Origin of the sequence: Porphyrobacter sp. ULC335 (assembly GCF_025917005.1) — a bacterium.
Classification (GTDB): domain Bacteria; phylum Pseudomonadota; class Alphaproteobacteria; order Sphingomonadales; family Sphingomonadaceae; genus Erythrobacter.
The window spans coordinates 23,237-48,210 of sequence record NZ_CP078091.1 but is presented as its reverse complement, the minus strand read 5'-3'; the positions used below and the strand labels follow the sequence as shown (position 1 = coordinate 48,210).

General features: G+C 65.1%; 27 protein-coding genes. 17 read left to right on the top strand and 10 right to left on the bottom strand.

Features of this window, described 5'->3' with window-relative positions:
• Positions 1-3: 3 nt before the first annotated feature.
• Complete coding sequence (locus KVF90_RS00245) at positions 4-171, bottom strand: YezD family protein (protein ID WP_264392844.1); 168 nt, start codon at positions 169-171, stop codon at positions 4-6.
• A 145-nt stretch (positions 172-316) separates the two neighbouring features.
• Positions 317-757, bottom strand: a complete 441-nt coding sequence (locus tag KVF90_RS00240) for an RrF2 family transcriptional regulator (RefSeq protein ID WP_264392842.1) — start codon at positions 755-757, stop codon at positions 317-319.
• 119 nt (positions 758-876) lie between these two features.
• On the opposite strand from KVF90_RS00240, the gene KVF90_RS00235 reads away from it, so the two are divergent.
• From KVF90_RS00235 to KVF90_RS00225, 3 genes are all read left to right on the top strand, one after another.
• Entirely contained in the window at positions 877-2,082 is a 1,206-nt protein-coding gene (locus tag KVF90_RS00235; protein ID WP_264392841.1) for a phospholipase D-like domain-containing protein, read from the top strand.
• A 135-nt stretch (positions 2,083-2,217) separates the two neighbouring features.
• Entirely contained in the window at positions 2,218-3,573 is a 1,356-nt protein-coding gene (locus KVF90_RS00230) for a sulfatase-like hydrolase/transferase (RefSeq protein ID WP_264392840.1), read from the top strand.
• 61 nt (positions 3,574-3,634) lie between these two features.
• Entirely contained in the window at positions 3,635-4,780 is a 1,146-nt protein-coding gene (locus KVF90_RS00225) for a sensor domain-containing diguanylate cyclase (protein WP_264392839.1), read from the top strand.
• 1 nt (position 4,781) lies between these two features.
• On the opposite strand, the gene KVF90_RS00220 is transcribed toward KVF90_RS00225, so the two are convergent.
• A complete protein-coding gene (locus KVF90_RS00220; protein WP_264394592.1) occupies positions 4,782-6,302 on the bottom strand; it encodes a replicative DNA helicase in 1,521 nt (506 codons plus the stop codon).
• A 137-nt stretch (positions 6,303-6,439) separates the two neighbouring features.
• Here KVF90_RS00220 and KVF90_RS00215 point away from each other — a divergent pair, with 137 nt between their 5' ends.
• From KVF90_RS00215 to KVF90_RS00205, 3 genes are read left to right on the top strand one after another with little or no spacing between them, the layout of a single operon-like run.
• Entirely contained in the window at positions 6,440-6,973 is a 534-nt protein-coding gene (locus KVF90_RS00215; RefSeq protein ID WP_264392838.1) for a UPF0262 family protein, read from the top strand.
• 5 nt (positions 6,974-6,978) lie between these two features.
• Positions 6,979-7,713, top strand: coding sequence for a lysozyme M1 precursor (locus KVF90_RS00210; protein ID WP_264392837.1), 735 nt, complete (start codon positions 6,979-6,981; stop codon positions 7,711-7,713).
• Positions 7,692-8,135, top strand: a complete 444-nt coding sequence (locus KVF90_RS00205; protein WP_413676996.1) for a cytidine deaminase — start codon at positions 7,692-7,694, stop codon at positions 8,133-8,135. Before KVF90_RS00210 ends, KVF90_RS00205 begins: the two co-directional genes overlap by 22 nt.
• 98 nt (positions 8,136-8,233) lie before the next feature.
• On the opposite strand, the gene KVF90_RS00200 is transcribed toward KVF90_RS00205, so the two are convergent.
• From KVF90_RS00200 to KVF90_RS00190, 3 genes are all read right to left on the bottom strand, one after another.
• Positions 8,234-8,767 (bottom strand): outer membrane protein, encoded by a 534-nt coding sequence (locus KVF90_RS00200; RefSeq protein ID WP_264392836.1) that lies wholly within the window; start codon positions 8,765-8,767, stop codon positions 8,234-8,236.
• A 149-nt stretch (positions 8,768-8,916) separates the two neighbouring features.
• On the bottom strand, positions 8,917-10,056 hold the full coding sequence (locus tag KVF90_RS00195) for a M14-type cytosolic carboxypeptidase (RefSeq protein ID WP_264392835.1): 1,140 nt from the start codon (positions 10,054-10,056) through the stop codon (positions 8,917-8,919).
• Entirely contained in the window at positions 10,053-10,697 is a 645-nt protein-coding gene (locus KVF90_RS00190; protein WP_264392834.1) for a hypothetical protein, read from the bottom strand. Before KVF90_RS00190 ends, KVF90_RS00195 begins: the two co-directional genes overlap by 4 nt.
• Before the next feature lie 131 nt (positions 10,698-10,828).
• On the opposite strand from KVF90_RS00190, the gene galE reads away from it, so the two are divergent.
• The 3 genes from galE to KVF90_RS00175 all read left to right on the top strand — a co-directional run bounded on the left by galE (position 10,829) and on the right by KVF90_RS00175 (position 12,775).
• Entirely contained in the window at positions 10,829-11,836 is a 1,008-nt protein-coding gene (gene galE, locus KVF90_RS00185) for a UDP-glucose 4-epimerase GalE (RefSeq protein WP_264392833.1), read from the top strand.
• Positions 11,837-11,943: 107 nt separating this feature from the next.
• Entirely contained in the window at positions 11,944-12,069 is a 126-nt protein-coding gene (gene ykgO / locus KVF90_RS00180) for a type B 50S ribosomal protein L36 (RefSeq protein WP_017666014.1), read from the top strand.
• 103 nt (positions 12,070-12,172) lie between these two features.
• A complete protein-coding gene (locus KVF90_RS00175; protein ID WP_264394588.1) occupies positions 12,173-12,775 on the top strand; it encodes an HAD-IA family hydrolase in 603 nt (200 codons plus the stop codon).
• A 208-nt stretch (positions 12,776-12,983) separates the two neighbouring features.
• Here KVF90_RS00175 and KVF90_RS00170 read toward each other — a convergent pair whose 3' ends face one another.
• Positions 12,984-13,328: a CC_3452 family protein gene (locus KVF90_RS00170; RefSeq protein ID WP_264392832.1), complete on the bottom strand. Its 345-nt coding sequence runs from the start codon at positions 13,326-13,328 to the stop codon at positions 12,984-12,986.
• Positions 13,329-13,538: 210 nt separating this feature from the next.
• Between KVF90_RS00170 and KVF90_RS00165 the strand changes: the two genes are divergently transcribed.
• Both KVF90_RS00165 and recQ read left to right on the top strand, forming a co-directional pair.
• Positions 13,539-14,090 carry a winged helix-turn-helix transcriptional regulator gene (locus KVF90_RS00165; protein ID WP_264392831.1) on the top strand — a complete coding sequence of 184 codons (552 nt, stop codon included), beginning with the start codon at positions 13,539-13,541 and terminating at the stop codon, positions 14,088-14,090.
• A gap of 77 nt (positions 14,091-14,167) precedes the next feature.
• Positions 14,168-15,964: a DNA helicase RecQ gene (gene recQ, locus KVF90_RS00160; protein WP_264392830.1), complete on the top strand. Its 1,797-nt coding sequence runs from the start codon at positions 14,168-14,170 to the stop codon at positions 15,962-15,964.
• Here recQ and KVF90_RS00155 read toward each other — a convergent pair.
• Both KVF90_RS00155 and KVF90_RS00150 read right to left on the bottom strand, forming a co-directional pair.
• Complete coding sequence (locus KVF90_RS00155; protein ID WP_264392829.1) at positions 15,961-16,770, bottom strand: hypothetical protein; 810 nt, start codon at positions 16,768-16,770, stop codon at positions 15,961-15,963. The genes recQ and KVF90_RS00155 overlap by 4 nt on opposite strands.
• 75 nt (positions 16,771-16,845) lie before the next feature.
• Positions 16,846-18,336, bottom strand: a complete 1,491-nt coding sequence (locus KVF90_RS00150) for a YifB family Mg chelatase-like AAA ATPase (RefSeq protein WP_264392828.1) — start codon at positions 18,334-18,336, stop codon at positions 16,846-16,848.
• A gap of 186 nt (positions 18,337-18,522) precedes the next feature.
• Between KVF90_RS00150 and KVF90_RS00145 the strand changes: the two genes are divergently transcribed.
• From KVF90_RS00145 to yihA, 6 genes are all read left to right on the top strand, one after another.
• A complete protein-coding gene (locus KVF90_RS00145; RefSeq protein WP_264392827.1) occupies positions 18,523-19,554 on the top strand; it encodes a hypothetical protein in 1,032 nt (343 codons plus the stop codon).
• Positions 19,555-19,649: 95 nt separating this feature from the next.
• Positions 19,650-19,784: a 50S ribosomal protein L34 gene (gene rpmH / locus KVF90_RS00140; RefSeq protein ID WP_036801591.1), complete on the top strand. Its 135-nt coding sequence runs from the start codon at positions 19,650-19,652 to the stop codon at positions 19,782-19,784.
• A gap of 123 nt (positions 19,785-19,907) precedes the next feature.
• Complete coding sequence (gene rnpA / locus KVF90_RS00135; protein ID WP_264392826.1) at positions 19,908-20,294, top strand: ribonuclease P protein component; 387 nt, start codon at positions 19,908-19,910, stop codon at positions 20,292-20,294.
• The gene (gene yidD / locus KVF90_RS00130) at positions 20,291-20,500 is read left to right on the top strand and encodes a membrane protein insertion efficiency factor YidD (RefSeq protein ID WP_264392825.1); all 210 of its coding nucleotides are present in this window, start codon (positions 20,291-20,293) and stop codon (positions 20,498-20,500) included. Before rnpA ends, yidD begins: the two co-directional genes overlap by 4 nt.
• Before the next feature lie 82 nt (positions 20,501-20,582).
• Positions 20,583-22,346 (top strand): membrane protein insertase YidC, encoded by a 1,764-nt coding sequence (yidC, locus tag KVF90_RS00125; protein WP_264392824.1) that lies wholly within the window; start codon positions 20,583-20,585, stop codon positions 22,344-22,346.
• Positions 22,347-22,353: 7 nt separating this feature from the next.
• Positions 22,354-23,031: a ribosome biogenesis GTP-binding protein YihA/YsxC gene (yihA, locus tag KVF90_RS00120; RefSeq protein WP_413677036.1), complete on the top strand. Its 678-nt coding sequence runs from the start codon at positions 22,354-22,356 to the stop codon at positions 23,029-23,031.
• Between the two features lie 10 nt (positions 23,032-23,041).
• Here yihA and KVF90_RS00115 read toward each other — a convergent pair whose 3' ends face one another.
• The gene (locus KVF90_RS00115) at positions 23,042-24,973 is read right to left on the bottom strand and encodes a CshA/CshB family fibrillar adhesin-related protein (RefSeq protein WP_264392822.1); all 1,932 of its coding nucleotides are present in this window, start codon (positions 24,971-24,973) and stop codon (positions 23,042-23,044) included.
• Position 24,974: the final 1 nt, after the last annotated feature.

The window sequence follows — 24,974 nt, the reverse complement described above, 5'->3', positions numbered from 1 at the left end:
CTGTCAGTCGGTCAGCCGCTTCCTTTCGGTAATGTCGATCTGCATGACTTTGCCGTCGTGCACGGTCAGATGGATCGCGCCGTAGCGCAGCCGCCCGAGCGCTTCGCGTACCAGCGCCAGAGCGTCAGGCAGAACCCCGCCTTCGACAGAGCGTTTCTCGCTATGGTCCATGATTGGGCCTTTCGTTGCGCGGGAGGTGCCCGCAACGACCGAATTAAACTCTAGTGATTTGATTGACAATAGGGCGAGCAGGACAGAAATTCTGTTGCAGGCCGAAAGGTGGGCTTTGCGCGCCGGGGCGATCAGCGCGCCTTTGTCAGGCGGTGTCCCCGGCAAAGGACGGCACCGGCGCAATCGGATCGGACAGACGGATAGAGTCGAGAATCTGCGCGGTGCGATCCCTCACATCCAGCAGCAACGCGCGGGTGCGGCACTCGCCTTCCTCCAGGCAGTTCTTGCACTTCTCGTGCGCGTAGCGGCTGGCACAGGGCACCAGCGCAAGGCTGCCACGCATATGCCGGATCAGATCGCCATAGGTGATATCGATCGGCGGGATCGCCAGCCAATATCCGCCATCCCGCCCGCGCTGGGATTCGACCAGGCCCGAACGCGTCAGCTCGGACAGGATCACGGTGAGGAACTTGGCCGGAATCTTCTGTTCATCGGCGATTGCCGCAAGCTGCACCGGGCCTTGTCCGTAAGCATCGGCAAGGTGCTGCATGGCGCGGATCGCATAGCGGGTCTTCTGCGAGAGCATGGAAATTGTCTATCTGCCCGGTAGGCAATGAGGTCAAGATCGGGGCGCGCCCGCAGCAAATAACCCGTTCGTCGCGTAAGCCTGTCGCTTTGCCCCGATGACGCGCTACACCTTGGCACATGGCCACATCCTCCGCCGAATCGTCCGCCGACCCGACAGCCACGGATGCGCCGGATTACTGCGATCTCGATCCGTTCAGCCTGACCGCAGCCGGTCATGATTTCACCTTCTACCCGCATGGACAGGACCGGTTGAAGGGGCTGGTCGATCTGATCGGATCGGCGCAGCAGTCGCTCAAGGTGTTCTATTACCTGTTCGACAGTGATGGTTCGGGCACGATGGTGCGTGATGCGCTGGTCGCGGCGGCGCGGCGCGGGGTGTCGGTCGACCTGATCGTCGATGATTTCGGCAATGACGCCGGCGCGGAGTTCTTCGAACCGCTGATTGAAGCGGGCGGCACCTTTGCAATCTTCTCGCCCAAATGGGGCAAGCGGTATTTCGTCCGCAACCACCAGAAGATCGCCATCGCCGATGATGCGCGTGTGATGACCGGAGGCGCGAACGTCTCGGACCACTATTTTGCGACCCCTGCCGACAACGGCTGGTGCGATCTGTCGGTGGTGATCGAAGGGCCGGTGCTGGAACAATTCGTCCGCTGGTTCGGGCTGCTGCAACGCTGGGTCGCCAACGAGGCAGAGGGGCGGACCCGCCAGCTGCGGGCGCTGCGCGACATCGTCAAGCAATGGGATGGCGGCGACGGACCGGTCCGCCTGCTCGTCGGCGGCCCGCTGGTGCGACAGGGCCACTGGGCCTGGGTCCTGCGCAAGGATCTGGTGACAGCCAGGCGGCTGGACACGGTCTCGGCCTATTTCTCCCCGCCGCGCAGCTTCCGCCGCCTGATTGCGCGCGTCGGGCGGCGCGGACAGGTGCGGATGATCATGGCCGGAAAGTCCGACATTTCCGCCGCCATCGACATGGCGCGCCTGCTGTACGGCAAGCTGCTGCGCGCGGGCGTGAAGATCTTCGAGTTCGGGGTTTGCAAGCTCCACATGAAGCTGATGGTGGTGGACGATGCGAGCTATGTCGGCAGCGCCAACCTCGACAAGCGCAGCTTCCGCATCAATGTCGAGCTGATGGTGCGAATAGAGGATGCCACCCTCGCCGCCAAATTGCGCGAGCTGATCGATCACATGGAAGCCTCGAGCGAGGCGATCACCCCTGCATGGTACGCCCGCCACAGCACCCCGCTCAACCGGCTTCGCTGGCGGATTGCCTACTGGATGAGCCTTGCGGATTACCGGATCAGCAAGGTCAGCGCGTCGTAAGCCAGAATGGTCGGAAAGTGCTCTAAAGGGCAGCGATTTACCAGCTGCTAACCTTGTTCCTTCATAGCGCTGCCCTGAAGAGACGCGGCGCCAACCGGCAAGGGCTGCGATCTCCCCGAGCGGAGCAAATACAGCGTGCGCCAAGCCATCTTGAGCCGTTTTCCCTCGCTCGCTCTGGAGCCTGACGAGAAGGCTGCGCTGGCGCGGTGGCTGCTGGTGTGGGTGGTGCTGGCCAATCTCGCCTTCAGCCTGATGTATCTGGTCGGCTCGCCGCCGCGTGTGTCTTCGATCGTGATCTTCGGCGCTCTCGGCCTGTTCGTCCGGCGTATGCCCTGGCTTATCCAATGCGCCGGGTTCATCGCGGGACTGGCTTATGCGCTCGTGTCGCTGCTGAGCGCGCTGTTCAATTTGCCGATCTACTCACTCAGCCGGTCGGTCGTCTTCATTGGCGAGCTCAACGCGTTCAATTCGCTGGAATACATGCTGATTGGCGTGTTCCTTGCCGGTCTGGTTATCGCGGCCTTCCTTGCCCTGCGAAAGCCCCGTCATTTCGCCGATCCGCGCTCGCTTTTGCTGGCAGCAAGTGCGGTCGCGATGGTCGCGGCGGTCGATTACTACATGACCTACGGGATCAGCGGCCATTACAAGCGCCTGCAGACCGCAGACGCGCCGTTCTCGTCCGCTGTCTCCAACGCGGGACTTGTGCCCGCGAGTGCCGCGCCTCCGCGCCACGTGCTGTTGGTGATGGTGGAATCGCTGGGCGTCCCGGTCGACAATGCGGAAATGCGCCGGCTGATCTTCGAGCGTTACAACGATCCGGCGGTACGCTCGCGGTTCGAGGTGTCCACTGGCACCACCACCTATTTCGGCTCGACCACCGCTGGCGAAATGCGCGAACTGTGCGGGCGCTGGGACGACTACTATGCGCTCGTCGACCAGAGCGATGCGGGCTGCCTGCCTGCCCGGCTTGCTCGCCAAGGCTTCGAGACATCGGCATATCACAGCTTTGATGGCGACTTTTTTGCGCGCAGTGCGTGGTATCCGAATGTCGGCTTCCAGAACCTGATCTTCCGCACGGACCTGTTAAAGGCAGGAGCCGAGGTGTGCGGCGGGGTATTCCCGGGAGCCTGCGACCGCGATGTGCCACGGCAATTGGCCGCGCGCCTGAAGGCTGCCGAAAAGCCGCAATTCGTCTACTGGCTCACCGTTAACTCCCACCTGCCGGTGCCCGCGAACAACAATCTCAACGTCGATGATTGCAAGCGCGTATCCGCCAAGCTGGCAGCCGATTACCCGATGATCTGCCGTCAGATCGCGATCTGGGATTCCATCGACGCGGCGATCGTGAAAGAGATCACCGCCGCCGATTTCCCGCCCACCGATATCCTGCTGGTCGGCGATCACATGCCGCCTTATTTCGACCGTAAGAGCCGCGTGCAGTTCGCCCCGGACCGGGTGCCATGGCTGCTGCTTAAATGGCGCGGCAACTGACGTTGCATCGGTGCGGGTTTGATTAACGCGCATTTTACGGTCTGCCCTTAAGGCCTTTCCAATGAGTGGGGGACTGAGAGCTTTACGGCGGCGGCTGCTGCCGCCGATCCCGGATGCCATCCGGGACGATTTCACCATGCTGCGCGCGCGGCGGGTCGAGACCCAGACGCCGGTGATGTATCTGATGTTGCTTGCCACCACGCCGACCGCGGCATGGGCAGGCTCGGCCGATCTGCACTGGGGTATCAAATACGGGATGCCGGCACTGCTCGCGGTGCTCTGCGTGCTGGGCCTGATCGAAAACAAGATCAGCCGCAGCCGCCACCTGAGCCTTCGGCGAGCGCAGTTGATCGTCAGGAAGACCGCCAGCGTGTCTGGTTGGGTCGGGGTGATGTGCAGCAGTTGGGCGGTGATCAACTGGCTTGCATCGCCGACCAGCAACCACGCGAGCTTCGCCATGATCATCGCGATGGGCGCTTTGGCCACCGCCTATTGTCTTTCGGCGATCCGCTTTGCCGCCGTCCTCAATCTGGTGATCGGGGTCGTGCCGATCTCGGCGCTGATGCTGGCCTCGGGCCGTCCGGCGGAGATGGCAGCGGCAACCAGTCTAATCCTGGGAACCGCGATCCTCGTGCGTTTCATCCTTCAAGGTCATGCGATGCTGGTCGATCTGCTGCAATTGCAGCAGCAGACCCGCGACCTTGCCAACACCGATCCGCTGACCGGGCTGGCCAATCGCCGCGCGCTTGATGCGCGCATCGCGGCCTTGCTGGCCAAGGGCGAGGACGCCCCGGGCTTCCGGCTGGCGCTGCTCGATCTCGACGGCTTCAAACCGGTCAATGACCGCTTTGGCCATGGCTTTGGCGACAAGCTGCTGCGCGCGGTGGCCGACCGTCTGCGCGAGACCATCGGCGATGGCGGATTGGTGGTGCGTCAGGGGGGCGATGAATTCGCGGTGCTGATCCCGCCGCACTCGCCGCTCAGTGCCGCGCCGCTTGCCGAGCGGATCCTGATCGCGCTGGTGCGCCCGCACGTCATCGACGGGGTGCCGGTCAATGTCAGCGCAAGCGTCGGCGTGGCCCAATGGCCGCAAGATGGCGCGCGTGCCGACGACCTTTTCGAATTCGCCGACCGCGCGCTTTACCAGGCCAAGGGCGCAACGCTCTGCGGGCCCACAACTGCCGACCCGGTTGCGGTGACCGCCTGACCTACTCGAACCCGTAGTCCGAATAGTCCTTGTAATTGGGCGAGGTGAACTTGGTGATGTCGCTCTGGAAATGGAGCGGGACGTTGCCGGTTGAACCGTGGCGCTGCTTGGCGACGATCAGCGTCGCGCGGCCCTGAAGGCCTTCGAACTTCTCCTCCCACTGGCGGTACTTCTCCTGCACGTCGGGCGTCGAGGCGGCGTCCGGTGTGTCGGGCTTGACCAGCAGGTGGTAGTAATCGCCGCGGAAGATGAACCACACCATGTCGGCGTCCTGTTCGATCGATCCGGATTCGCGCAGGTCGGACAGCATCGGGCGCTTGTCCTCGCGGCTTTCGACCGCGCGGGACAGCTGCGAGAGCGCAATCACAGGGACCTGCAATTCCTTTGCCAGGGTCTTCAGCCCGCGGCTGATTTCGGAGATTTCGTTCACCCGGTTGTCGTTGGCGCGGCCCGATCCTTGCAGCAGCTGGAGGTAATCGACGATGATCAGCCCGATATCGTGCCGCCGCTTCATGCGCCGCGCGCGGGTGCGCAGGGCGCCGATGGTCAGCGCGGGCGTATCGTCGATGTAGAGCGGCAATTCGGCGAGGCGCTGGCTGGCATAGGACAGCTTCTGGAAATCCTCACGGCTCAGCTTGCCGCTGCGCAGTGCCTCGGACGAAATTTCCGCCTGTTCCGCCAGAATACGCGTCGCCAGCTGATCCGCGCTCATTTCGAGGCTGAAGAAAGCGACCGGCGCCCCGTAATTGAACTCGCCGCCATCACGCTGCCATTCGAGGTGCTTTTCGGCGCAGTTGAAGGCGATGTTGGTGGCGAGCGAGGTCTTCCCCATGCCCGGACGCCCGGCGAGGATGATAAGGTCGGAATTGTGCAGGCCCGAGGTTTTCTGGTCGATGCTCGAAAGCCCGGTGGTCTTGCCCGACAGGCCCCCGCCCGAATTCATCGCCGCTTCGGCAAGCTTGATTGCGTGCATCGCAGCCTCGCGGAAGGTCGCCGCCTCGCGCCCCGTCGCCGCGCCTTCGGCCACGCGGAACAGATCCGCCTCGGCCTGCGCGATGCGGTCCATCGGCGAGGTGTCTTCCGAGGTATCGAGCGCGCCTTCAACCAGCCCGCGCCCCACGCTCACCAGCTCGCGCAGCAAGGCGAGGTCGTAGATCTGCTGGGCCAGTTCGCGCGGCACCAGCAGGCCTGCGCCGCTGGCAGTCAGCTGCGCGAGGTATGACGTGCCGCCCAATTCCTTCAGCGCCTCGTCCGCCTCGAAGAAGGGGCGCAGCGTGACGGGCGATGCGGTGGCGTTGCGCTCGATCAGAGTGAGCACGCGGCCATAGATGCGCGCGTGCAGCGGCTCGAAAAAGTGCTCGGCCCGGATCGGCACCTGCAATTCCTCGATCACCCGGTTGTCGATCAGCACCGCGCCGAGGAACGCGGCCTCCGCCTCGAGATTGGCGGGCAGCTTGCGCACAGGCAGTTCGCCATCGGGGCTTTGCGGTTTGATCGGGGTCACTTTTTCGGGTTCGGCCATGCCGGCCAGATGCGCGCGCTTGCCCCGTTCGCGCAAGGTCTGAAGTGCCCAATATTTATTTCCGACGCTGTGGATAGTGGGGAGAGCGTGTCGAAGTGCTTGAAGTCCGGCCCCCCGATCTGCGAAGGCGTATCCCGATGGCCGATACGCCGCCCGATTCCCTCCCTGTCTCGCCCGCACCCGGTGCTGCGGGGGCGCAGCGCATTGCCCAGGTGACGCTCGACGAGGCGACGATCCTGTGGCGCAATGCCGATGTCGAACAGGAACGCCGCGTCGCGATCTATGATCTGATCGAGGAAAACACCTTCAAACCCGTGCGATCGGCCGAGCGAGGGGCGAGTGGGCCCTATCACCTGCATCTGTCCGTCACCGACGGGCGGCTGGCGATGGACATCCGCGATACCGGCGAGACGCTGCTCGAAACGCTATTGATCGGCATGGCTCGCTTCCGCCGCCCGATCCGCGAATATTTCGCGATCTGCGATTCCTATTATCAGGCAATCCGCAAGGCGACCCCGGCCGAGATCGAGACGATCGACATGGCCCGCCGCGGCATCCACAACAACGCCGCCGAGCTGCTGCTCGAGCGGCTCGAAGGCAAGGTCGAGACCGATTTCGCCACAGCGCGGCGGCTGTTCACGCTGATCTGCGTGCTGCACATCAAGGGCTGAGGGGCATGGCAAAAGGGGGCAAGGGCCGGGCGCGCGCCGGGTCGCGCAATGCGCCGCGCCGCTGGTTGTGGCGGCTTGCAGCGCTGGCGGTGCTGTTCGGCCTCGCCTTTGCCGCGTGGCTGTGGTGGGACATGCGCGAATGGCGCCCTGATCCCGCGCTCTATCCCGAACAGGGTGCGCTGGTTCCGGCGGGCGGATCGCCGGTCAAGTTCGAGACGCTGAAAGCGGTGGGCGCGCAGTTCGCCTATCTCCCGCTGGTTGCAGGGCCGGGAGCGGATTCGCCCGGCGGATTTGCCGACCGTTTCATCCGCGCGCGCGACGCTGGCTTGCAGGTGGGCGTGGTGCTTGAATTCGATCCTTGCGCGGGGGCCGACGCGCAGAGCGGGATGTTTGCCCAGATGGTGCCGCGCGATCCCGAGCTTTTGCCGCCTGCCATCAATCTTGGTCAGCTCGCCACTGACTGCGACCCCAAGGTCAGCGATGCCGCGGTCGAGAGCGAGCTGATGACCCTGATCAACCAGATCGAGATGCACGCGGGGAAGCCGGTCATCCTCAAGCTTTCGCCCGCGTTTCAGGAGCGGCACGGGACCGCAACCACATTGGCGCGAGACCTTTGGCTGGCGCGTGACCGGGCGCGGCCTGACTATGCGGGGCGCCCCTGGCTGCTATGGAGCGCGAATGGTGCGCGCGTGACCGAGGCGAGCGAGGAGCCGGTCGAATGGGTGGTGGTGCAGAAATGACTCTGGATAGCGCACAGGAAAAGGCCCTGATCGGTGCCGCCTTTGCCGCAGCGGAGCATGCTTACGCCCCCTATTCGGACTACCCCGTGGGCGCGGCGCTGCTGTTCGATGACGGGGCGGTGATCACCGGCTGCAATGTCGAGAACGCGAGCTACGGCCTTGCGCTGTGCGCCGAGACAGTCGCCATCGCCAAGGCCATGGGCGAGGGGCGGCGCGGCGGTCTGGTGGCTGTGGCGGTGGTGGGGCTGAAGGCCGATGCCGAACCGATCACCCCGTGCGGCCGCTGCCGCCAGGTCCTCAACGAAGTCGCTGCCTTGGGCGGCACCGATCCGCTGGTGCTGTGCGTGAGCAAGGACGACGTGCGGCGCGTGAGCCTGTCAGCCCTGCTGCCGCACGCCTTTGGGCCGGGGCATCTGGCCTGACACGGGCCGATTTGGATGTTTGAAACCGTCTGACAAACAAGAAACGGGCCGGAAGCGCTGCTCCCGGCCCGTCACTGCGTGGTGTTGCAGAGCTAAACTTAGAACTTGGCGCCTGCAGCAATCATCACCTGGTGGCGGTTGCCGTTCAATCCTTCGCCGAGAACGTCGCTCACGTTGTAGTTCGAATAGCGATATTCGACACGGCCGAAGAAGCCGCCGAAGTTGTGTTCGAAGCCAGCACCGGCGCGGATGCCCTCGAGCTCCTCGTCTTCGTCCACCTCGATGCAGGTGTATCCGCCCTTCAGGTAGATGACGTCGTTCGAGTCCATCTCGTAGCCGAGGCGCAGGCCGAGATAGCCGTCCATGCCGACGCCGTCGCCGATCGACGTGTCGGTCACTTCGGCTTCAACGCCGATAATGCCTTTGCCCGAGACAATGTCGTACCCGGCGGTCAAGCCGGTCACGACGCCGGAGTCGCTCTCGGTCCTGTTGTTTGCTTCAACACCAATCGCGTCAAACCCGAGGACTACGCCGACGGCGAAGCCTCCATTGTCACTCGTTTCTTCCTGCGCCGCGGCGGGCACGGCAAACAGCGACACCCCCAGAGCAAGGGCAATCGAAAACCGCTTCATCTGCATTTCCTTTTATATTGGAATATATTCTTGGCAGAGCGGTCCGCTAGCTCATCGCTTTCACGTTGAGCATCGGTTTCATGTACCAGTTCATGTTAGACTGGCGCTGCATTCCCGGGAGAGCCGCGGCGCTGGCCGCCGGGATTTGATCAGCCTTCGCTGCCCTCAAGCCATTCCACCAGCGCCGCCAGACATTCGCGGCCCAGAAGCTTGCAGCGTTCCGGCGACCAGCCCTGCTCGGGCTCGGGGAAGTCGGCCAGGTCCTTGTATGGCATCTCCAGCGTCATCGCGACCGCGCCGAAGCGTTCGGCAAGCTGATTGGTGCTCATTGTCAGGTTGGCGCGGCCTGCCGGGGCCCTGGGATAGCCCAGCTTCGTCTGGAAATCGGGCGTGCGGCGGTCGAGGATGCGCTGGTAGCGATCATAACCGTCGCCCTGTGCCTGGGTCCACGACGGGATACCGTCGAACCCGGCGATGAACACGGCCGGGATCGCTTCGTCGGCATGGACATCCATCGCGAAATCGACGCCGGTTTCATCCATGCGGTTCCGGATCGCCAGCACTTCGGGCGAGCGTTCTGGGGTGGGCTCGGCCCATTCGCGGTTGAGATTGGTGCCCACCGCATTGGTTCGCAAATGGCCGCGGCGCGAACCATCTGGGTTACAATTCGGAACGATGTGGATGCGGCATTGCTTGCGCAGCGCGCGCGCGACCGGATCAGCCGGATCGATCAGGCACTCGATCGCGCCCTCCATCCACCATTCGGCCTGCGTCTCGCCCGGATGCTGGCGGGCATAGAGCCACACCTTCACATTGCCCTCGCCCATCTCCAGACAATCGATCGGCTGGCCATCGAGCGTGGTGCCGAGACGAACGTAATCCACGCCCTCGCATGACGCCGTCTCGGCAATCAGATCATGGTGACGCTCCATCGAGTAAGGCGCGAAATAGGCGCACCAGAACACGCCGGCCGACGGGACGTAGCGCACTGTCAGCGTGCCGCCGTCCTCATCCTTGTCAAAGGTGCTCGTCGCGCGGGCCCAATAGTCACGGTCTTCGGAGACGCAGGCGTCATAGTCCGGCCAGCCGCCCGGATAGGCGCTGGCATTGAGGCCGGTGAGCTTGAGCACGACCTCCTCGCCCGCAGGTGCGCTGACCCGGAAGTGGAACCACTGGAAGAAGTCCGATGCATTGTCGCGGCGGATCGCAAGGCGCGCTGTGCGTCCGTCAATCCCCAGCACCTCGATATTGCCGCTGTCGAACCCGGCATCGATGAAAAGAGAGGTCATTTGGTTCCTTGAAGCTTCCTGGCGTCGATCGCCACGGTCTCGCCATTGCCACCGGGGAAGTCCCGGAACAACCCGGCCGCGAGCGTGCGCGCGCTGGTATCAACCTGCGAGTAGGGCGATTTCACGCCGGTCGCGATCTGGGAACGGCCTTCCCACAGGGTGTTGCCGTCAGCTGTGCTGATGCGCACCGACAATTCGGTCATGGCTTCCGGGCTTTCGCGCCCGCCGCCCAGATTGATGCCGACACCCATGCCGACACCCGATCCGAAGCCGCCGGTGCCTCCGCCGACTCCGACGTTGACCGGCCCGCGACGGCCTTCGACCGGTGCGGCGGCAATCGGCGCGCGGCTCGTGCGGACTGCTGCGATCTGCCCGGCGGACGAACCTTCCGCGACCACGGTATAGCCGAGCCGCGCCAGCTCGGCACTGACTGCGGCGGCAAAGGCCTGGCGTGCGCCTTCGTTCTTGACCTCGTCAGGGAAGGTGATCGCGATCGTCCCCTTGCCAAGCCCTGCGGGGTTCGGCGCGACAAAGCGCGTGACTTCGACCGGGCCGGTATAGGGAGAGGTCGCGCAGGCCGAGAGTGCCAGCGTAGCGGCGGCAAGGGCGGCGAACGAAGCAGGAAGGGGCAGGCGGATCATGGGGTGGTTCCTTTCGTGGCCTGCACCTTATACGATGCACGGATGAACGTGCACAGACCTCTGCGTTGGAGGGATGTGTGTCTGATTCAGGTTGAGATTTTCTAAGCAGAATTTGTGCTAGAGCGCGCGGCATGACCTCTCAAAGCAAACCATCCGTCCTCGTAACCGGCGGGGCTGGATATATTGGCAGCCACGCGGTGCTTGCCCTGCGCGATGCAGGCTGGCCGGTCGCGGTGATCGACAATCTGACGACCGGCTTCCGATTTGCGATCCCCGAAGGCGTGCCTCTTTATGAAGGCGATATCGAGGATGCGGGCCTGCTGGCGCGGATCTTTTCCGAGCAGAACACCCGCGCGATCATGCATTTCGCCGGTTCGATCGTGGTGCCCGAAAGCGTCTCGGACCCGCTCAAGTATTATCACAACAACACCGCCAAAAGCCGCGCGCTGATCGCAGCGGCGGTGGCAGCGGGCGTGCCGCACGTCATCTTCTCGTCGACTGCGGCAACCTACGGCATCCCCGAGGTCGCGGCGGTGGATGAGGATACCCCGCAGCGCCCGATCAACCCCTATGGCTGGTCGAAGCTGATGACCGAGCAGATGCTCGCCGATGTCGCTGCCGCGCACCCGATGAATTACGGCGTGCTGCGCTATTTCAACGTTGCGGGCGCTGATCCGCAGGCGCGCAGCGGTCAATCGACCGCTGGTGCGACGCATCTCATCAAGGTCGCGATCGAGGCTGCGCTGGGCAAGCGCGAATCGGTCGCGGTGTTCGGGACCGATTACGAAACCCCCGATGGCACAGGCGTGCGCGACTATATCCATGTGAGCGATCTGGCCGCCGCGCATGTGCTGACGCTGGAGGCGCTGATCGCTGATCCGTCGCGCTCGTTGACGATGAATTGCGGCTATGGCCGGGGGTTCTCGGTGCAGGAGGTGCTCGACGCCGTCGACCGGGTGACGAATCGCAAGCTCGACCGCCGGATCGAGGGGCGCCGGGCGGGTGATCCCGATTCGCTGATCTCGAACCCGGCGCGACTCAAGCAGACGCTCGGCTGGGGGCCGCAGCACGCCGATCTCGACACAATCATCGCCCATGCGCTGGCATGGGAGCGCAAATTGAGCGATCTGAGAGGGTGAACGGGTCAGACTCGCATTGACGCCGCAGGCCGGTGTCGCTAACGGCACCCTTCGATTTAACGCGCGTCGGCCTTGTCTGGCGCGCTTCTCTTTTGGAAACGAGCGCCATGAAGATCGTCAACAGCCTCAAGTCGCTGAAGGGCCGTCACCGCGATAACCGCGTGATCCGTCGTCGCGGCCGCACCTATGTGATCAACAAGACCGACCGTCGCTTCAAGGCCCGCCAGGGCTAAGCTGACGCGGCTGCCCGGCATGGGCGGCTGATGGAATTCGCGGCCCGCCTCCTCACCGGAGCGCGGGCCGCAGGCTTTTGGGGCTCAGGCGATTGAGGTTATGATGCGCAAGGCTGCGGTGTTCGATGTCGGGCGGGTGCTGTTCCACTGGCAGCTGGGCGCGTTGTTCGAAAAGCTGATTGATGACCGTGAGGAGCTGGACTGGTTCCTCAGCCATGTCGTCACCGAGGAATGGCATTTCGAACACGACCGCGGCCGCGCGCTGGCTGACATGGTGCCCGAACGGATTGCGCTCTACCCGCAGTATGAAGACCACATCCGCGCTTATGCCTCGCGCTTCAACGAGACCGTGCCAGGGCCTGTCGAAGGCTCGCATGAGCTGGTGGAGCGGCTTGCTGCGGCCGGCGTACCCCTGTTCTGCCTGACCAATTTCGGTGACGAGTTCTGGCAGATGTTCCGCCCCACCCAGGCGATCTTCGATCACTTCGAGGACATCATCGTCTCGGGCGTCGAGAAGGTCGCCAAGCCGCAGGCGCGGATCTACGAAATCGTTGAGGAACGTAGCGGGCGCGAGGGCGCAGCGCTGTTCTTCACCGACGACAACCCCGACAACATCGCCGCCGCCAAGGCGCGTGGATGGGACGCGCATCTGTTTACTGATGCAGGGGCGCTTGAAGCGCAGTTGGTCGCAGCGGGCCTGCTTTAGGCCGCGCGAGTCCCCGCGCAGGCGGGGACCTCAGTCAGCTTCATGCCAGTCCGAACGAGGTCCCCGCCTGCGCGGGGACTCACAGTGGCTCGAGAATCCAAAACCCCCGGCCGCGCCTTGGGGAAAGCGCGCCGGGGGCTCGTGGAGCTCTGTCCGGTTGGAGAGGGGGACGCCGGACAGAGAGGGACTTGTATCAACCGGCCGGTGATCAGCCGTTGCACTTGGCCAGTTCTTCGGCCTCGATCGGCTGACCGAGCACCTTGAAGTTGGCGATTTCGCCCGACTTGCGGTTCAGGCCGCGGCAGATGCGCAGCGGACGCGCGCTTGCCTTGCCGGCAACGCAGGTGGCCCCTTCGCAGGTCCAGGCGACGCCGCCAGCCACGAAGCGGGTTTCGCTCGCCGGGGCAGCCAGGGTGGCGCTGTAATAGGGGGTGCCGGCAGCGTTCAGCGGCGCGCCGCTGGTGGCAACGCCAAAGCTGAGGCCGGTGTAAACCAGCGCCGAAGCGAGGATGGCGAACTTGCCGGTGCGGGGGAGGGAGAGGGTGTTGATCATAGGGGGTATCCTTTGCCTTTTCATTTTCTTGTGGGGCGCCGCCCCATGGTCTCAGTCACCGTCTTTTGCAATGCAACATTTCGATTCGAAACCGGTTGCTATTCGCTACCTAACTAACTAGGTTGTGAGTTGCAACCGAAAACTTAATTTTTTTTGTGAGCCGCGTAAAATCGGTTACACAACACCCCGGAAGGGGAAGGGAAACGATCCATGGGTGAGCTGAGAGAACCGCTGCGCGAACTGATCGAATGCGGATTGCCGCAGGCGCTGGAGGTAATGGGTGAACGCTGGTCGTTCATGATCCTGCGGGCGAGTTTCAATGGTCTCAAACACTTCGAGGAATTCCTGAGCGAGCTCGGGATTGCCCGCAACATCCTCTCCAACCGACTCGCCAAGCTGGTCGAGCACGGCATTCTCAAGCGCGAACCCTGCGCCGATGACCGCCGCAAAATCGAATACCGGCTGACGGAAAAGGGCTTCGATCTGCTCCCGGCGATGCTGGCGCTGCGCCAGTGGGGACAGAAATATGGCGCCGAAACGGTGATCGAGGACCCGGTGCTGGTCGACGAGCATGACCGTCTGCCGATCGGGCCCGTCTCGATCCTCGCGCATGACGGGCGCATTCTCGGCCATCAGGACCTGTGGCTGGTCCGTCCCGAAAACCTCGGCAAGCGGGCGGATGGGACCATCGCGACGCAGGGCGCCAACCTTGGCGAAGGCGATGTCGTCGACCTCGCCTCGAAGAAAGCCGCCCTCCGGTAAGGACGCGCCGGATAATCCGTCGATAGCTTCGCGCGGGCGGGTGCCTTTGCGCCAAGCCATGGGCTAGGGCGGCCCGCATGAGCGTGGCTGCGCCCCCGGAATGTCATGACATCCTGCATCGCACCTTCGGCTTCCCGGCGTTTCGCGGGCAGCAGGAGGCGGTGATCGGGCGCGTGATGCGCGCGCAGCACACCCTCGCGCTGATGCCGACGGGGGCGGGCAAAAGCCTGTGCTATCAGGTGCCGGCGCTGGCGCGGACGGGAACGGCCATCGTCATTTCGCCTCTGATCGCGCTGATGCACGACCAGATCCGTTCGGCCCGCGCGGCGGGCATACGCGCTGCATCAATGACTTCGGCCGATAGCGACAACGCTGCCACCGCCGAGGCGTTTCGCAATGGCGACCTCGACCTGCTCTATGTCGCCCCCGAGCGCGCCTCGACCGCAGGCTTCCACGCGCTCATCGAGCGTGCACCCATCGCGCTCTTTGCCATCGACGAGGCACATTGCGTGTCCGAGTGGGGCCATGATTTCCGCCCGGATTACCGCATGCTGCGCCCGGTGCTCGACCGCTTCCCCGATGTCCCGCGCCTCGCGCTCACTGCCACGGCGGATCAGGCGACGCGGGTCGACATCCTGCGCCAGCTCGGCATTCCTGACGAGGGGCTGATCGTTGCGGGGTTCGACCGGCCCAATATCCGCTACGCAATCACCCCGCGCGATTCGGGGCCGCGCCAGATCACCGAACTACTCCAGCGGCTCGAAGGGGCGGGCATCGTCTACGCGCCCAGCCGCAAGCAGGCCGAAGACCTCGCCGCGCAGATTGCCCGTTCGGGGCGCGAGGCGTCGTTTTACCACGCGGGACTAGAGCCGGAACGTCGCGCGGCGGTGCAGGCGGAGTTCGTCGCCTCGGAAAGCATGGTGATGGTCGCCACGATTGCCTTCGGCATGGGCATCGACAAGCCCGATGTGCGCTTTGTTGTCCATGCCGGTCTGCCCAAATCGATCGAGGCCTATTATCAGGAAACCGGCCGCGCAGGCCGCGATGGCGATCCTGCCGAGGCGCATCTGTTCTGGGGGGTGAGCGACTTTGCCCGCGCGCGGCAATGGCTCGGCGAGGTCGAGCCGGAGCGTCTGCCTGCCGAACAGGCGCGCCTCAACATGCTCGCGCAGCTGGTAGAAGCCCCCACCTGTCGCCGCGCGATCCTGCTGCGGCACTTTGGCGAGCACCCGTCCGCGACTTGCGGCAACTGCGACAATTGCGACAACCCGCCGCAGGTGGTCGACGCCAGCGAGCTGGCGAGGAAGTTGCTGTCGGCGGTCTATCGCACCGGCCAGAGCTTCGGCATCGGCCATATCGAGAAGGTGCTGACCGGGCAGAGCGACGAGCGGATCACCAGCCGCGGACATGATGCGCTGTCGGTATTCGGGATCGTTGGCGCGGGAGAGGCGGCACTGCTGCGCCCGCTGGCGCGCACGCTGGTCGCAAGAGGGATGCTGGCGGCGACCGAGCATGGCGGGCTGATGCTCGGCCCCGATGCACGGCCCGTCCTCAAGGGCGAGGCAGGCGTCACCATCGCTGAACCGCCGCCCAAGCGGGAACGCCGCGGTCGCCGCGCCCGCGCAGGCGGCGAGGCAGCCAACCCGATCGGCAATCCGCTGTTCGAGGCGTTGCGGGCGAAGCGCAAGGCACTCGCCAGCGAGCATGGCCTGCCCGCCTATGTCATCTTCCACGATTCGGTGCTGCGCGACATGGCGCATCAATGCCCCGAGACGCTCGCCGAACTCGGCACGGTGCCGGGTGTCGGGGCGAAGAAGCTGGAGACCTGGGGAGCGGATTTCATCGCGGTGATCAAGGATCACCTGAGGGGTTAGGGCTTGGCTCTGCGCACCGTGTAATCGATCCGGATGCGCACCCAACTGCCGAATTGTTCTCGCCCGCCGACCCGTGCGGGGCGGACCCGGAACTGCCAGGCCGCGGCCAACACCGCCCGCCCGATCTGCGAGCCTTGCGGGCCTTCGCTCAGCAGCTGGCAATCCTCGACATAGTAGCCCGTCACGGTCTTGCAGGCGATCAGCGCATAGCCGGGGCCGTTGGCGGTCGAGAGGTAGCCGCTGAGCTCCTGATCGGAAGGCTCGCGATACCAGCGCGCGGCGTAGAGCGGCTCGCCATTGGCCATCGTTCCGACCTGCTGGCTAACGCCCGCAGTGCGCGGGTTGCCGGTATCGGCCGGGCCGTAGCCCCCTGCATTGGGCCGGATCCGCGCACCGATCTTGGGCGAGGGCCGCGGCTGTGGCGGCTCTGGTTTGGATGGCGGGGCGGCTGGCGGTGGCGATTCAGGCGCGGGCCGGGGCAGCAGCACCTGCGGCGAGGGCTGCGCGGGCTGCGGCAACGGTTGATCGGGCACAGGCTGGGTTTCCTGCGGCGTATCGGCCGCGCTCGCCTCGGCCGCCTGTTCGGGTTCCGGCGCGGGCGGCGCGGCGAATTCGACCGCCGTGAGGTTTGTCACCTTCTCCTTGCCATCCTCGTCCCCCGCAATGGTCACGCCGAGCGTCAGGAGCAGAAGAAGGATCAGCGCCTCGATCGCGAGGGCGATTGCCAGACCCGCCAGCTTGCGCCGCCGCGATGCATCGCGGAAAGCGGCGATCAGCGCGGCAATGCCCCGGGGTTGGTCGTCCACCCAAGCTGTCGAATCGTCCGAAATCGCCGCTGCGCCTTTGATCGGCCGCGTGGAGGGGGCGGCTTGCGCTGTCCCTTAACCTGTCATCAGCCGGTAGGATAGCGCCTCGGCAATGTGGGCCCGGCCAACCGTGTCGGCACCGGCAAGATCGGCGATGGTACGCGAAACCCGCAGCATCCTCGTATAGCCGCGCGCCGAGAGCCGCAGCTTCTCCGCCGCTTGCAGCAACAGTTTGCGCCCTGCCTCGTCAGGATTGGCGAAGGTGTCGAGCTTCTCGCCCTCCAGCTCGGCATTGGAGCGGACGCCGCGTGCCGTCTGCCGCGCGCGAGCGGTCGCGACGCGGGTGGCGACCTCGGCGCTGCCTTCGGCAGGCGGAGGCAGCGCCATGTCGAGCGCGCTGACCGCTGCCACGTGAACGTGGAGGTCAATCCGGTCGAGCAGCGGGCCGGATAGCCGCGACTGGTAGTCGCCGACGCAGCGCGGGTACTTGTTGCAATTGCGCGCGGGGTCGCCCGCATAGCCGCAGCGGCACGGGTTCATCGCCGCGACCAGCTGAACGCGGGCCGGGAAGGTCACATGGGCATTGGCGCGGGCGACATCGACCTTGCCGGTCTCGAGCGGCTGGCGCAGCGAATCGAGCACCGGACGCTGGAACTCGGGCAGCTCGTCGAGGAACAACACGCCGAGATGCGCGAGGCTCACCTCGCCCGGGCGCACCTTCAACCCGCCGCCGGTGAGCGCGGCCATGCTGGCCGAATGGTGCGGCGCGCGGAACGGGCGGGCGCGGCTGATGCGGCCCGCTTCCAACGTGCCCGCCACTGACTGCACCATCGAAACCTCCAGCGCCTCGGGCGGTGTCAGGTCGGGGAGGATGCCGGGCAGGCAGCTGGCGAGCAGGCTCTTGCCCGATCCCGGCGGGCCGACCATCAGCAGATTATGGCCACCCGCAGCGGCAATCTCGAGCGCGCGCTTGGCGGTTTCCTGCCCCTTGACCTGCCTGAGGTCATTGCCCCCGGCCGCATCGGCGACCCCGCCGCGCGGCGGCTCGGGCAGGACGAGGCTGCCTTTCAGATGCCCCAGCAGGCTCGTCAGATCACGCGGGGCAAGCACCGGCACACCGCTGGCCCAACGGGCTTCGGGGCCTTGTTCGGCAGGGCAGATGAGGCCCGCGCCGACCTCGCTGGCATGGAGCGCGGCGATCAGCACACCGGGGCTGGCAACCACCCTGCCATCCAGCGACAGCTCGCCCACTGCGATCCAGTCACCCAGCTGCTCGGCATCGGTTACGCCCATCGCTGCGAGCAGGGCCAGCGCAATGGGGAGGTCGTAATGCGACCCGTCCTTGGGCAGGTCGGCGGGCGAGAGGTTGACCGTGATCCGCTTCGGCGGAAGCGCAAGCCCCATCGCGGCGAGCGCGGATTGCACCCGCTCCCGGCTCTCGCTCACTGCCTTGTCGGGAAGGCCCACCACGTTGAACCGGGGCATCCCCGGCGCGACCTGGCATTGCACCTCCACCGCGCGCGCCTCCAGCCCGAGGTAGGCAACCGTTCTTACCAGCGCGACCATCTGCTTGACCCCTGTCCGCCCCTAGAGGCTGATTGTGCAGGGTTGTGAGGGGCTTGTCGAGCGGTTCGGGCAGGTGCCGCAAGTTCGCGATCTTGGCGCGTATCCGCACCATTGCCCGGGATTAAGGCTTTTCTAAAGCATAAATCTTGGCGAATTCGGAAGGCGCGGCGGGCGACAACGTGGGCCATGACCCGCGCTCTTGCCCTTCTGCTGGCCGCTCTGGCGCTGCTGCTTCCCGGCGGCGGCGCGCTGGCGCAGTCGGGCGCCCGCGTGGTTTCCACGGTCAGCTGGGTCGAGGAATGGGACCCGGTCAGCCAGCAATGGGTGCGCGTCGAGGAGAGCCCCGCCACCATCGCCCCCGCCAGTTACGAGACCGCGACCACCACCGTCGCGCGCGCAGGCGGCGTGACCATCACCGAGACGATTGTCGAGCAGCCGGTGCGCTTCATTGCTCAAAGTCCGGCGGTTTCGGCTCGCATGACCGCGCAGCTCGCCGGTGTCGCCGCCTTCGGTCCGTTCCGCGTGATTGACGGCAAGCGCGCGGCTCTTGTGGCCGCGACCGACGCCGCATCGCCGCAAGCCTTCATCGCAATGCTGGCGGCCTATCCCGGCCTTGAAGTGATCGAATTCGCCGATGCGGCTGGCACCAGCAACGATATCGCGAACTTGCGCCTCGGGCGCGCGATCCGCGCTGCGGGCCTCGCCACTCATGTCCCGGCGGGCGGATCGGCGCGATCGGGCGCGGTCGAGCTGTTCCTTGCCGGAACCCGCCGCACGGTCGATCCGGGCGCGCTTTTCGCGGTCCATTCTTGGCGCGACGAGGCCGGGCGCGAGCCGGCCGATTTCGCCCCTGATGCGCCGGAAAACCGCCTCTATCTCGACTACTATGCCGAAATGGGCATGAGCGCCGATCAGGCGCGCGCCTTTTACGCTATGACCAATTCGGTGCCGCACGCAGGCGCGCTATGGCTTGAGGGCGCGCAGATGGCGCAATGGATCGCCTCTGAGAGCCGCGCCCCTGCTACCCGCTCGCTCGACCCGTGGCTCGAATCCGGACTGCGACTGGCGCTGGCGCGGTCGGGCGAGGCGCTGGCCGGTGCCCTGCGCGCTCCTTGGCGCCTCCCGCACGCGCCTGCTGGCGCACCGATCCTTGCCCCGCGCCTTGCTTACGCCGATCCGGGCGCGGGTTTGCTTGACTCATTGACGGCTTTCCCATAACGGCCCCGGTCTGTTTCGAGGTCGCTGGTGTGCGGCCCCGGTTGGTGTGCGGGTAAACCGATACGATCCGGCCGGTCACATTTTTCGAGGATGATATGAAGCGTACCTTCCAACCCAGCAATCTCGTGCGCGCCCGTCGTCACGGTTTCTTCGCACGCAAGGCGACTCCGGGTGGCCGCAAGGTGCTCCGCGCCCGCCGCAACCGCGGCCGCAAGAAGCTCTGCGCGTAATTTGGTTTCGCAGCCCCTCCGGGCTGCGGCATCCTCGCTCACGCGATCTGAAGATCGCGTCGCTGCGGGCGGCCGGTCGGCCTTGCGGGCTCCCTTCGGGAGCCCGTTGACGTTTGTCGTAAGGTGACCCGCGTGATTTCTGTCCTCACCAAGCGTAGCGACTTTCTCGCGGCGAATTCCGGGCTTCGCAATGCGCGCTCGGGCTTCGTGCTGCTGACCCGGCCCAATGACGGGCAGGGTATCCGCTTCGGGATTACCGTCACCAAGAAGATCGGCAACGCTGTGGTGCGCAATCGCATGAAGCGGCGGTTCCGCGAATTGCTGCGCGCGGCGCTGCCCACCTTGGGCCTGCCGGATCACGATCATGTGCTGATCGGCCGCGCGGGCGGCGTCGAGCGCGATTTTCATCTGCTGGCGGATGAACTCGCCAAGGCCCTGGAACGCGCGCGCGAAGGGCGGGGCGATCCTTCCGGTGGGCGGCGTCCCCGCAAGGGGAATCGCCGCAAATGAAGCAGCTGCTTATCCTCATCGCGCGCGGCTGGCAGATCGGCCCTTCGCGCATCCTGCCGCCCACCTGCCGCTATCACCCGTCGTGCAGCCAGTACGCGATCGAGGCTCTCGGCAAGTATGGCGCGCTTAAGGGTGGATGGATGGCATTCAAGCGGCTAATGCGCTGCCACCCATGGGGCGGGCACGGTCACGATCCCGTTCCCTAGGGCCGAATTTCGTGGGGTCTGGAAACGGGACCGCCTTAACCCCATAATACACCCAACCGTCGCATTCTCTCGGGGCATACACTTGGACAATCGCAATCTTCTGCTCGCTGTCGTGCTTTCGGGCCTGCTTATTCTCGGGTGGGACGTGGGCATGCGCTACTTCTATCCCGAAGCGGCGATTTCGGCGCAGGCCGATCCGATCAAGCCCGCCCCCGCTGGGAAGACCGCTGCTGCGGGCGGTGCTGCGCCAGCTGCGGGCGGTGCCGGCACGCTTGGCGGAGACGTTGGCACGCCGCGGGTCGATCTGAAAGCCGCGCTCGCCAGCCCCACACGCGTCGCGATCGATACCCCGCGTCTGTCGGGTTCGATCAACCTCGTCGGTGCGCGGATCGATGATGTCGAGCTGAAGGATTATCGCGAGACGCTGAAGAAGGACTCCGGCCCGGTGCGCCTCTTCGCGCCCGAAGGCACGCCCGGACAATACTTCGCCGAATTCGGTTTTGTTGCAGGCGGCGCGCGCCAGCCTTCGAACCTGCTGTGGCAGGCGGACGGCGCGAAGCTGACCCCGGCCACGCCCGTCACCCTGACGCGGACCGATGCCAACGGCGTGACCTATGCGATCAAGTTCGCGGTCGATGCCAACTACATGATCACCGCCACCCAGACCGTCACCAACGCGGGTGCCGCGCCCACTGTCATCCAGCCCTTCGCGCTGATCAAGCGGACCAGCAGCAACGCGACGCTCGACCAGTTTGTCGCCCACTCCGGCCCAGTCGGCGTGTTCGGCGGCACGCTGTGGGATCCGCATTCCTATGACGAACTGGCCGAACTGGGCGGCGAGACACCCGAAGGCTCGCCCGACTGGCTGGGCTTTACCGATCAATACTGGCTTGCCGCGCTGGTGCCGGGTGATGGCAAGGGCAACGTGAAGGTCGATGATGCGGGCTTCCGTTCGCTGGGGACCAACCTGTTCCGCACCGATCTGCTCTATGGCGCCAGCACCGTTCCGGCGGGCGGCAGCTTGACCCAGCAGACCCGCCTTTATGCCGGGGCCAAGGATAGCCAGATCCTCGATGTCTATCAGGATGCCGGCATCACCAATTTCGGTCTGGCGATCAGCTGGGGCTGGTTCGCGCTGATCGAAAAGCCGATCCTGTGGCTGCTGCGCACGCTCAACGGCCTCGTCGGCAATTTCGGCGTCGCGATCATCCTGCTCACGGTCATCATCCGCGGGCTGATGTTCCCGGTCGCGCAGAAGCAGTTTGCTTCGATGGCGCAGATGAAGGCCGTGCAGCCGAAGATGAAAGAGATCCAGGAGCGCTTCAAGGACGACAAGCAGCGTCAGCAGCAGGAGATCATGAAGCTCTACAAGGATGAAAAGGTGAACCCGCTGGCCGGGTGTCTGCCGCTTGTCATCCAGATCCCGATCTTCTTCGCGCTCTACAAGGTGCTGGTTCTCGCCATCGAGATGCGGCACGAGCCGTTCATCCTGTGGATCAAGGATCTGGCCGCGCCCGATCCGGCGCATATCCTCAACCTGTTCGGGATGCTGCCTTTCGAAGTGACCGGGTTCTTTGCCATCGGCCCGCTCGCGGTCTTGCTCGGGATCACCATGTGGCTGACCTTCAAGCTCAACCCTTCGGCGATGGATCCGGTGCAGCAGCAGATGTTTGCGATCATGCCGTGGATCCTGATGTTCGTGATGGCGCCGTTCGCGGCAGGCCTCCTGCTTTACTGGGTGACCTCGAACATCCTCACCGTCGCGCAGCAGAGCTACCTCTATTCGAAGCACCCGCAGCTCAAGGCAGCGAATGCGGCGGCGGATAAGCAGAAGGCAAAGGGATAGCAGCGTGATCGATCCCGACGACTGGCAGGCGCGTGAGGAAGCCGCATCGAAGCTCTTTTCCGGGCCGGTGGACTTCCTGCGTTCCGCGCCGCAGCTGCAATTCCTGCCCGATCCGGTGGTGCCGGAAATCGCGTTCTGCGGGCGGAGCAACGTCGGCAAGTCGTCGCTGCTCAACGCGCTGACGGGCCGCAAGGCGATCGCGCGTGCATCGGTGACGCCGGGGCGCACGCAGGAGCTGAACTTCTTCGATGTGGGCCGCCCGCAGGAAGAAGACGCGCTGCCGCTGTTCCGGCTGGTCGATATGCCCGGCTACGGCTTTGCCAAGGCGCCGATCAAGGTGGTCGACAAGTGGAAGGCGCTGGTGAACTCCTACCTGCGCGGGCGGCAGGTGCTGGTGCGCACGCTGGTGCTGGTCGACAGCCGTCACGGCCTCAAGGAGGTCGACCGGGTGATGATGAAGATGCTCGATGACGCCGCCGTCGGCTACCGCGTCGTCCTGACCAAGACCGACAAGATCAAGGCGAGCGAGCTTGACGCGGTGGCCGAAGCGACCGCCGCCGAAGTGCGCAAGCATGTCGCCGCCTATCCCGAACTCCACCTCACCAGCAGCGAAAAGGGCATGGGCATCGAAGCCCTGCGTGCCGCCGTGGTGTCCGACGCTCTGGGCGAGGGCTGGGCGGGGTAGCCGCCAGTCTCTACTGCATCCGCGCCCGGAACCGGATCGTGAAGCTTGGCTGGCTGGTCGCGCTGGTCGCGGCGGCCATGGTGCCGGTGGGGGCGATACGGATGCCGCGCACGTTCACATCGAACGCTCCCGTCGGCGTGTAGGTATAGGGCGCCACCCCGCCGCTCGCCGAAGAGAAGCGCACCATGCTCGATTGGCTGAAGGTGTTCAGACCGCTCGTCGGCGTGCCGTTGGTGAAGGTCACCGGAGTGCCGACCGCAAAGGCCATTTCCTGCGGCATGATGTCGGTGATCACGATCGAACTCGAATCCACGGGCTGCGTGCCCACGTTGCGCACGCTTATGGTGTATTCCACCACAGCGCCGGGAATCAGCTTGGGATTGGTCGTCCCGTTGACCGGATCGGAGATGACCTGACTGGTCTTGTCGATGACCAACACCGCCGTGGCGCGGCGGGTGTTGGTAATGGCGCAGGTGATCGAATCCCCCGGCCGCAGCGTGATCGATCCGCCCACGGTGGTCGGCAGCACGGTCGTCGATCCGCTGGTGGCATTGGTGCAGGCGATCGTCGCGGTGTAATTGCCGAGTGAGGTGGTGCCTGCGGCGACTTCATCGAGCGTATAGGCCTGCTGGTTCACCACCTGAATCAGGTTTGTGTCGCCAGCCGTCACCGTCCCGCTGGTGCCGGTGGTGGTGGAGGAAGCGACCACAGTCGTGCCATTCATGATGCGCACCGTGAACTGGTCGGTGTTGAACCGCCGTCCGCCCGTTCCCAGCAGCTTGCGCAGGCGCAGGCGCGGCTGCGCTCCGGCCTGGAAGGTGCAGACCAGGAATTCGCCGAATTGCAGCTGTCCGATGTTGGCGCTGGTTGCCGACAGGTTGTTGGGCAGGGCGGCGCGCGTCGCCCCTGCGGTGTTCACGCAGGTCAGGTTCGCGGTATAGTCCGTTATCGCGCTGACGCTGCCCCCCGCCATGCCGAGCCGCAGCGTGATCGGCACACCGGCGGACATGTTGAGCGGGACCGTGGTGAAAGGCCCGGTGCCCGTCCCGGTGGTGGTACCTGTGGTGATCGCCGTGGTGGTGGCGGTCGAGGCGATCTGGAAATTGAGCTGGTCGGCGGCATTGATGCGCGTGCCGAGGATCTGGGTCTGCAGCCGGATTGTGGCAAAGCGGATCGCGAACATCACGCCTTGCAAGCCCCCCGCCTGCGTTTCCACCGTCACGCTCGTCGGGCTGTTGCTGCCGAGGATATAGGCCCCGACCGTGCCCGAGGCTCCGGTGATGTTGACGTTGCTGCTGCCCACGCCGGTGATCGGCGGCATCGTAGAGCCCGAGATCGGCGGCACCGAATCCAGCAGCTGCCACGCGCCGCCATTGGTGCTCATCCGCAAGGCTTCACTATCATTGCTGGATTCGGCATCGGCGACGACAAAGGAGAACACCGTCACGCCCCCGCCAGCAGGCGGGGTGACGGCGATGTTGGTCAGCGCGATCCTGCTCGTCCCCGCTTGGGCGGTGTAGAGCACCGGCCGTCCGGGAATGCCGACAAAGGCGGAATTGCCCACTGCCGACCCGCTCCATGAAGGCGCGGTCACGGCGTTATAGGCGGGGTTGGTTCCGGTAACGCGCGCGTTGAAGGTCAGGGTTGATCCGTCGGGCAGGGTGAAACTGAGGTTCTGCCCCGCTGTGCTGCGCGCGGTGGCATCGTTGTAATTGCCCATGTTGAGCCAGCAATAGGTCTGCCAGCTGGCCGGTGCGGTGCCCTGGGTGGTCGCCTGCCCGCAGTTCTGCGCCTGCGCCGCGCCGCTCCACATCAGCCCGCAGACCATCAGCAGCACAGCCAGCAAGCGGCGGAGATTGGACGGCACGGCGGACATCGCCCCGCTATAGGAAATCGTGGTAAACACGCGGTTAGCAAACCGGCTTTTACGGGGGCCGGCCATG

Bases quoted from the DNA above. Each gene is read 5' to 3' on its own strand.
- KVF90_RS00245 (WP_264392844.1), bottom strand. From the start codon at position 171: ATGGACCATAGCGAGAAACGCTCTGTCGAAGGCGGGGTTCTGCCTGAC.
- KVF90_RS00240 (WP_264392842.1), bottom strand. From the start codon at position 757: ATGCTCTCGCAGAAGACCCGCTATGCGATCCGCGCCATGCAGCACCTT.
- KVF90_RS00235 (WP_264392841.1), top strand. From the start codon at position 877: ATGGCCACATCCTCCGCCGAATCGTCCGCCGACCCGACAGCCACGGAT.
- KVF90_RS00225 (WP_264392839.1), top strand. From the start codon at position 3,635: ATGAGTGGGGGACTGAGAGCTTTACGGCGGCGGCTGCTGCCGCCGATC.
- KVF90_RS00220 (WP_264394592.1), bottom strand. From the start codon at position 6,302: ATGGCCGAACCCGAAAAAGTGACCCCGATCAAACCGCAAAGCCCCGAT.
- KVF90_RS00215 (WP_264392838.1), top strand. From the start codon at position 6,440: ATGGCCGATACGCCGCCCGATTCCCTCCCTGTCTCGCCCGCACCCGGT.
- KVF90_RS00210 (WP_264392837.1), top strand. From the start codon at position 6,979: ATGGCAAAAGGGGGCAAGGGCCGGGCGCGCGCCGGGTCGCGCAATGCG.
- KVF90_RS00205 (WP_413676996.1), top strand. From the start codon at position 7,692: ATGGGTGGTGGTGCAGAAATGACTCTGGATAGCGCACAGGAAAAGGCC.
- KVF90_RS00200 (WP_264392836.1), bottom strand. From the start codon at position 8,767: ATGAAGCGGTTTTCGATTGCCCTTGCTCTGGGGGTGTCGCTGTTTGCC.
- KVF90_RS00195 (WP_264392835.1), bottom strand. From the start codon at position 10,056: ATGACCTCTCTTTTCATCGATGCCGGGTTCGACAGCGGCAATATCGAG.
- KVF90_RS00190 (WP_264392834.1), bottom strand. From the start codon at position 10,697: ATGATCCGCCTGCCCCTTCCTGCTTCGTTCGCCGCCCTTGCCGCCGCT.
- galE (WP_264392833.1), top strand. From the start codon at position 10,829: ATGACCTCTCAAAGCAAACCATCCGTCCTCGTAACCGGCGGGGCTGGA.
- ykgO (WP_017666014.1), top strand. From the start codon at position 11,944: ATGAAGATCGTCAACAGCCTCAAGTCGCTGAAGGGCCGTCACCGCGAT.
- KVF90_RS00175 (WP_264394588.1), top strand. From the start codon at position 12,173: ATGCGCAAGGCTGCGGTGTTCGATGTCGGGCGGGTGCTGTTCCACTGG.
- KVF90_RS00170 (WP_264392832.1), bottom strand. From the start codon at position 13,328: ATGATCAACACCCTCTCCCTCCCCCGCACCGGCAAGTTCGCCATCCTC.
- KVF90_RS00165 (WP_264392831.1), top strand. From the start codon at position 13,539: ATGGGTGAGCTGAGAGAACCGCTGCGCGAACTGATCGAATGCGGATTG.
- recQ (WP_264392830.1), top strand. From the start codon at position 14,168: ATGAGCGTGGCTGCGCCCCCGGAATGTCATGACATCCTGCATCGCACC.
- KVF90_RS00150 (WP_264392828.1), bottom strand. From the start codon at position 18,336: ATGGTCGCGCTGGTAAGAACGGTTGCCTACCTCGGGCTGGAGGCGCGC.
- KVF90_RS00145 (WP_264392827.1), top strand. From the start codon at position 18,523: ATGACCCGCGCTCTTGCCCTTCTGCTGGCCGCTCTGGCGCTGCTGCTT.
- rpmH (WP_036801591.1), top strand. From the start codon at position 19,650: ATGAAGCGTACCTTCCAACCCAGCAATCTCGTGCGCGCCCGTCGTCAC.
- yidD (WP_264392825.1), top strand. From the start codon at position 20,291: ATGAAGCAGCTGCTTATCCTCATCGCGCGCGGCTGGCAGATCGGCCCT.
- KVF90_RS00115 (WP_264392822.1), bottom strand. From the start codon at position 24,973: ATGGCCGGCCCCCGTAAAAGCCGGTTTGCTAACCGCGTGTTTACCACG.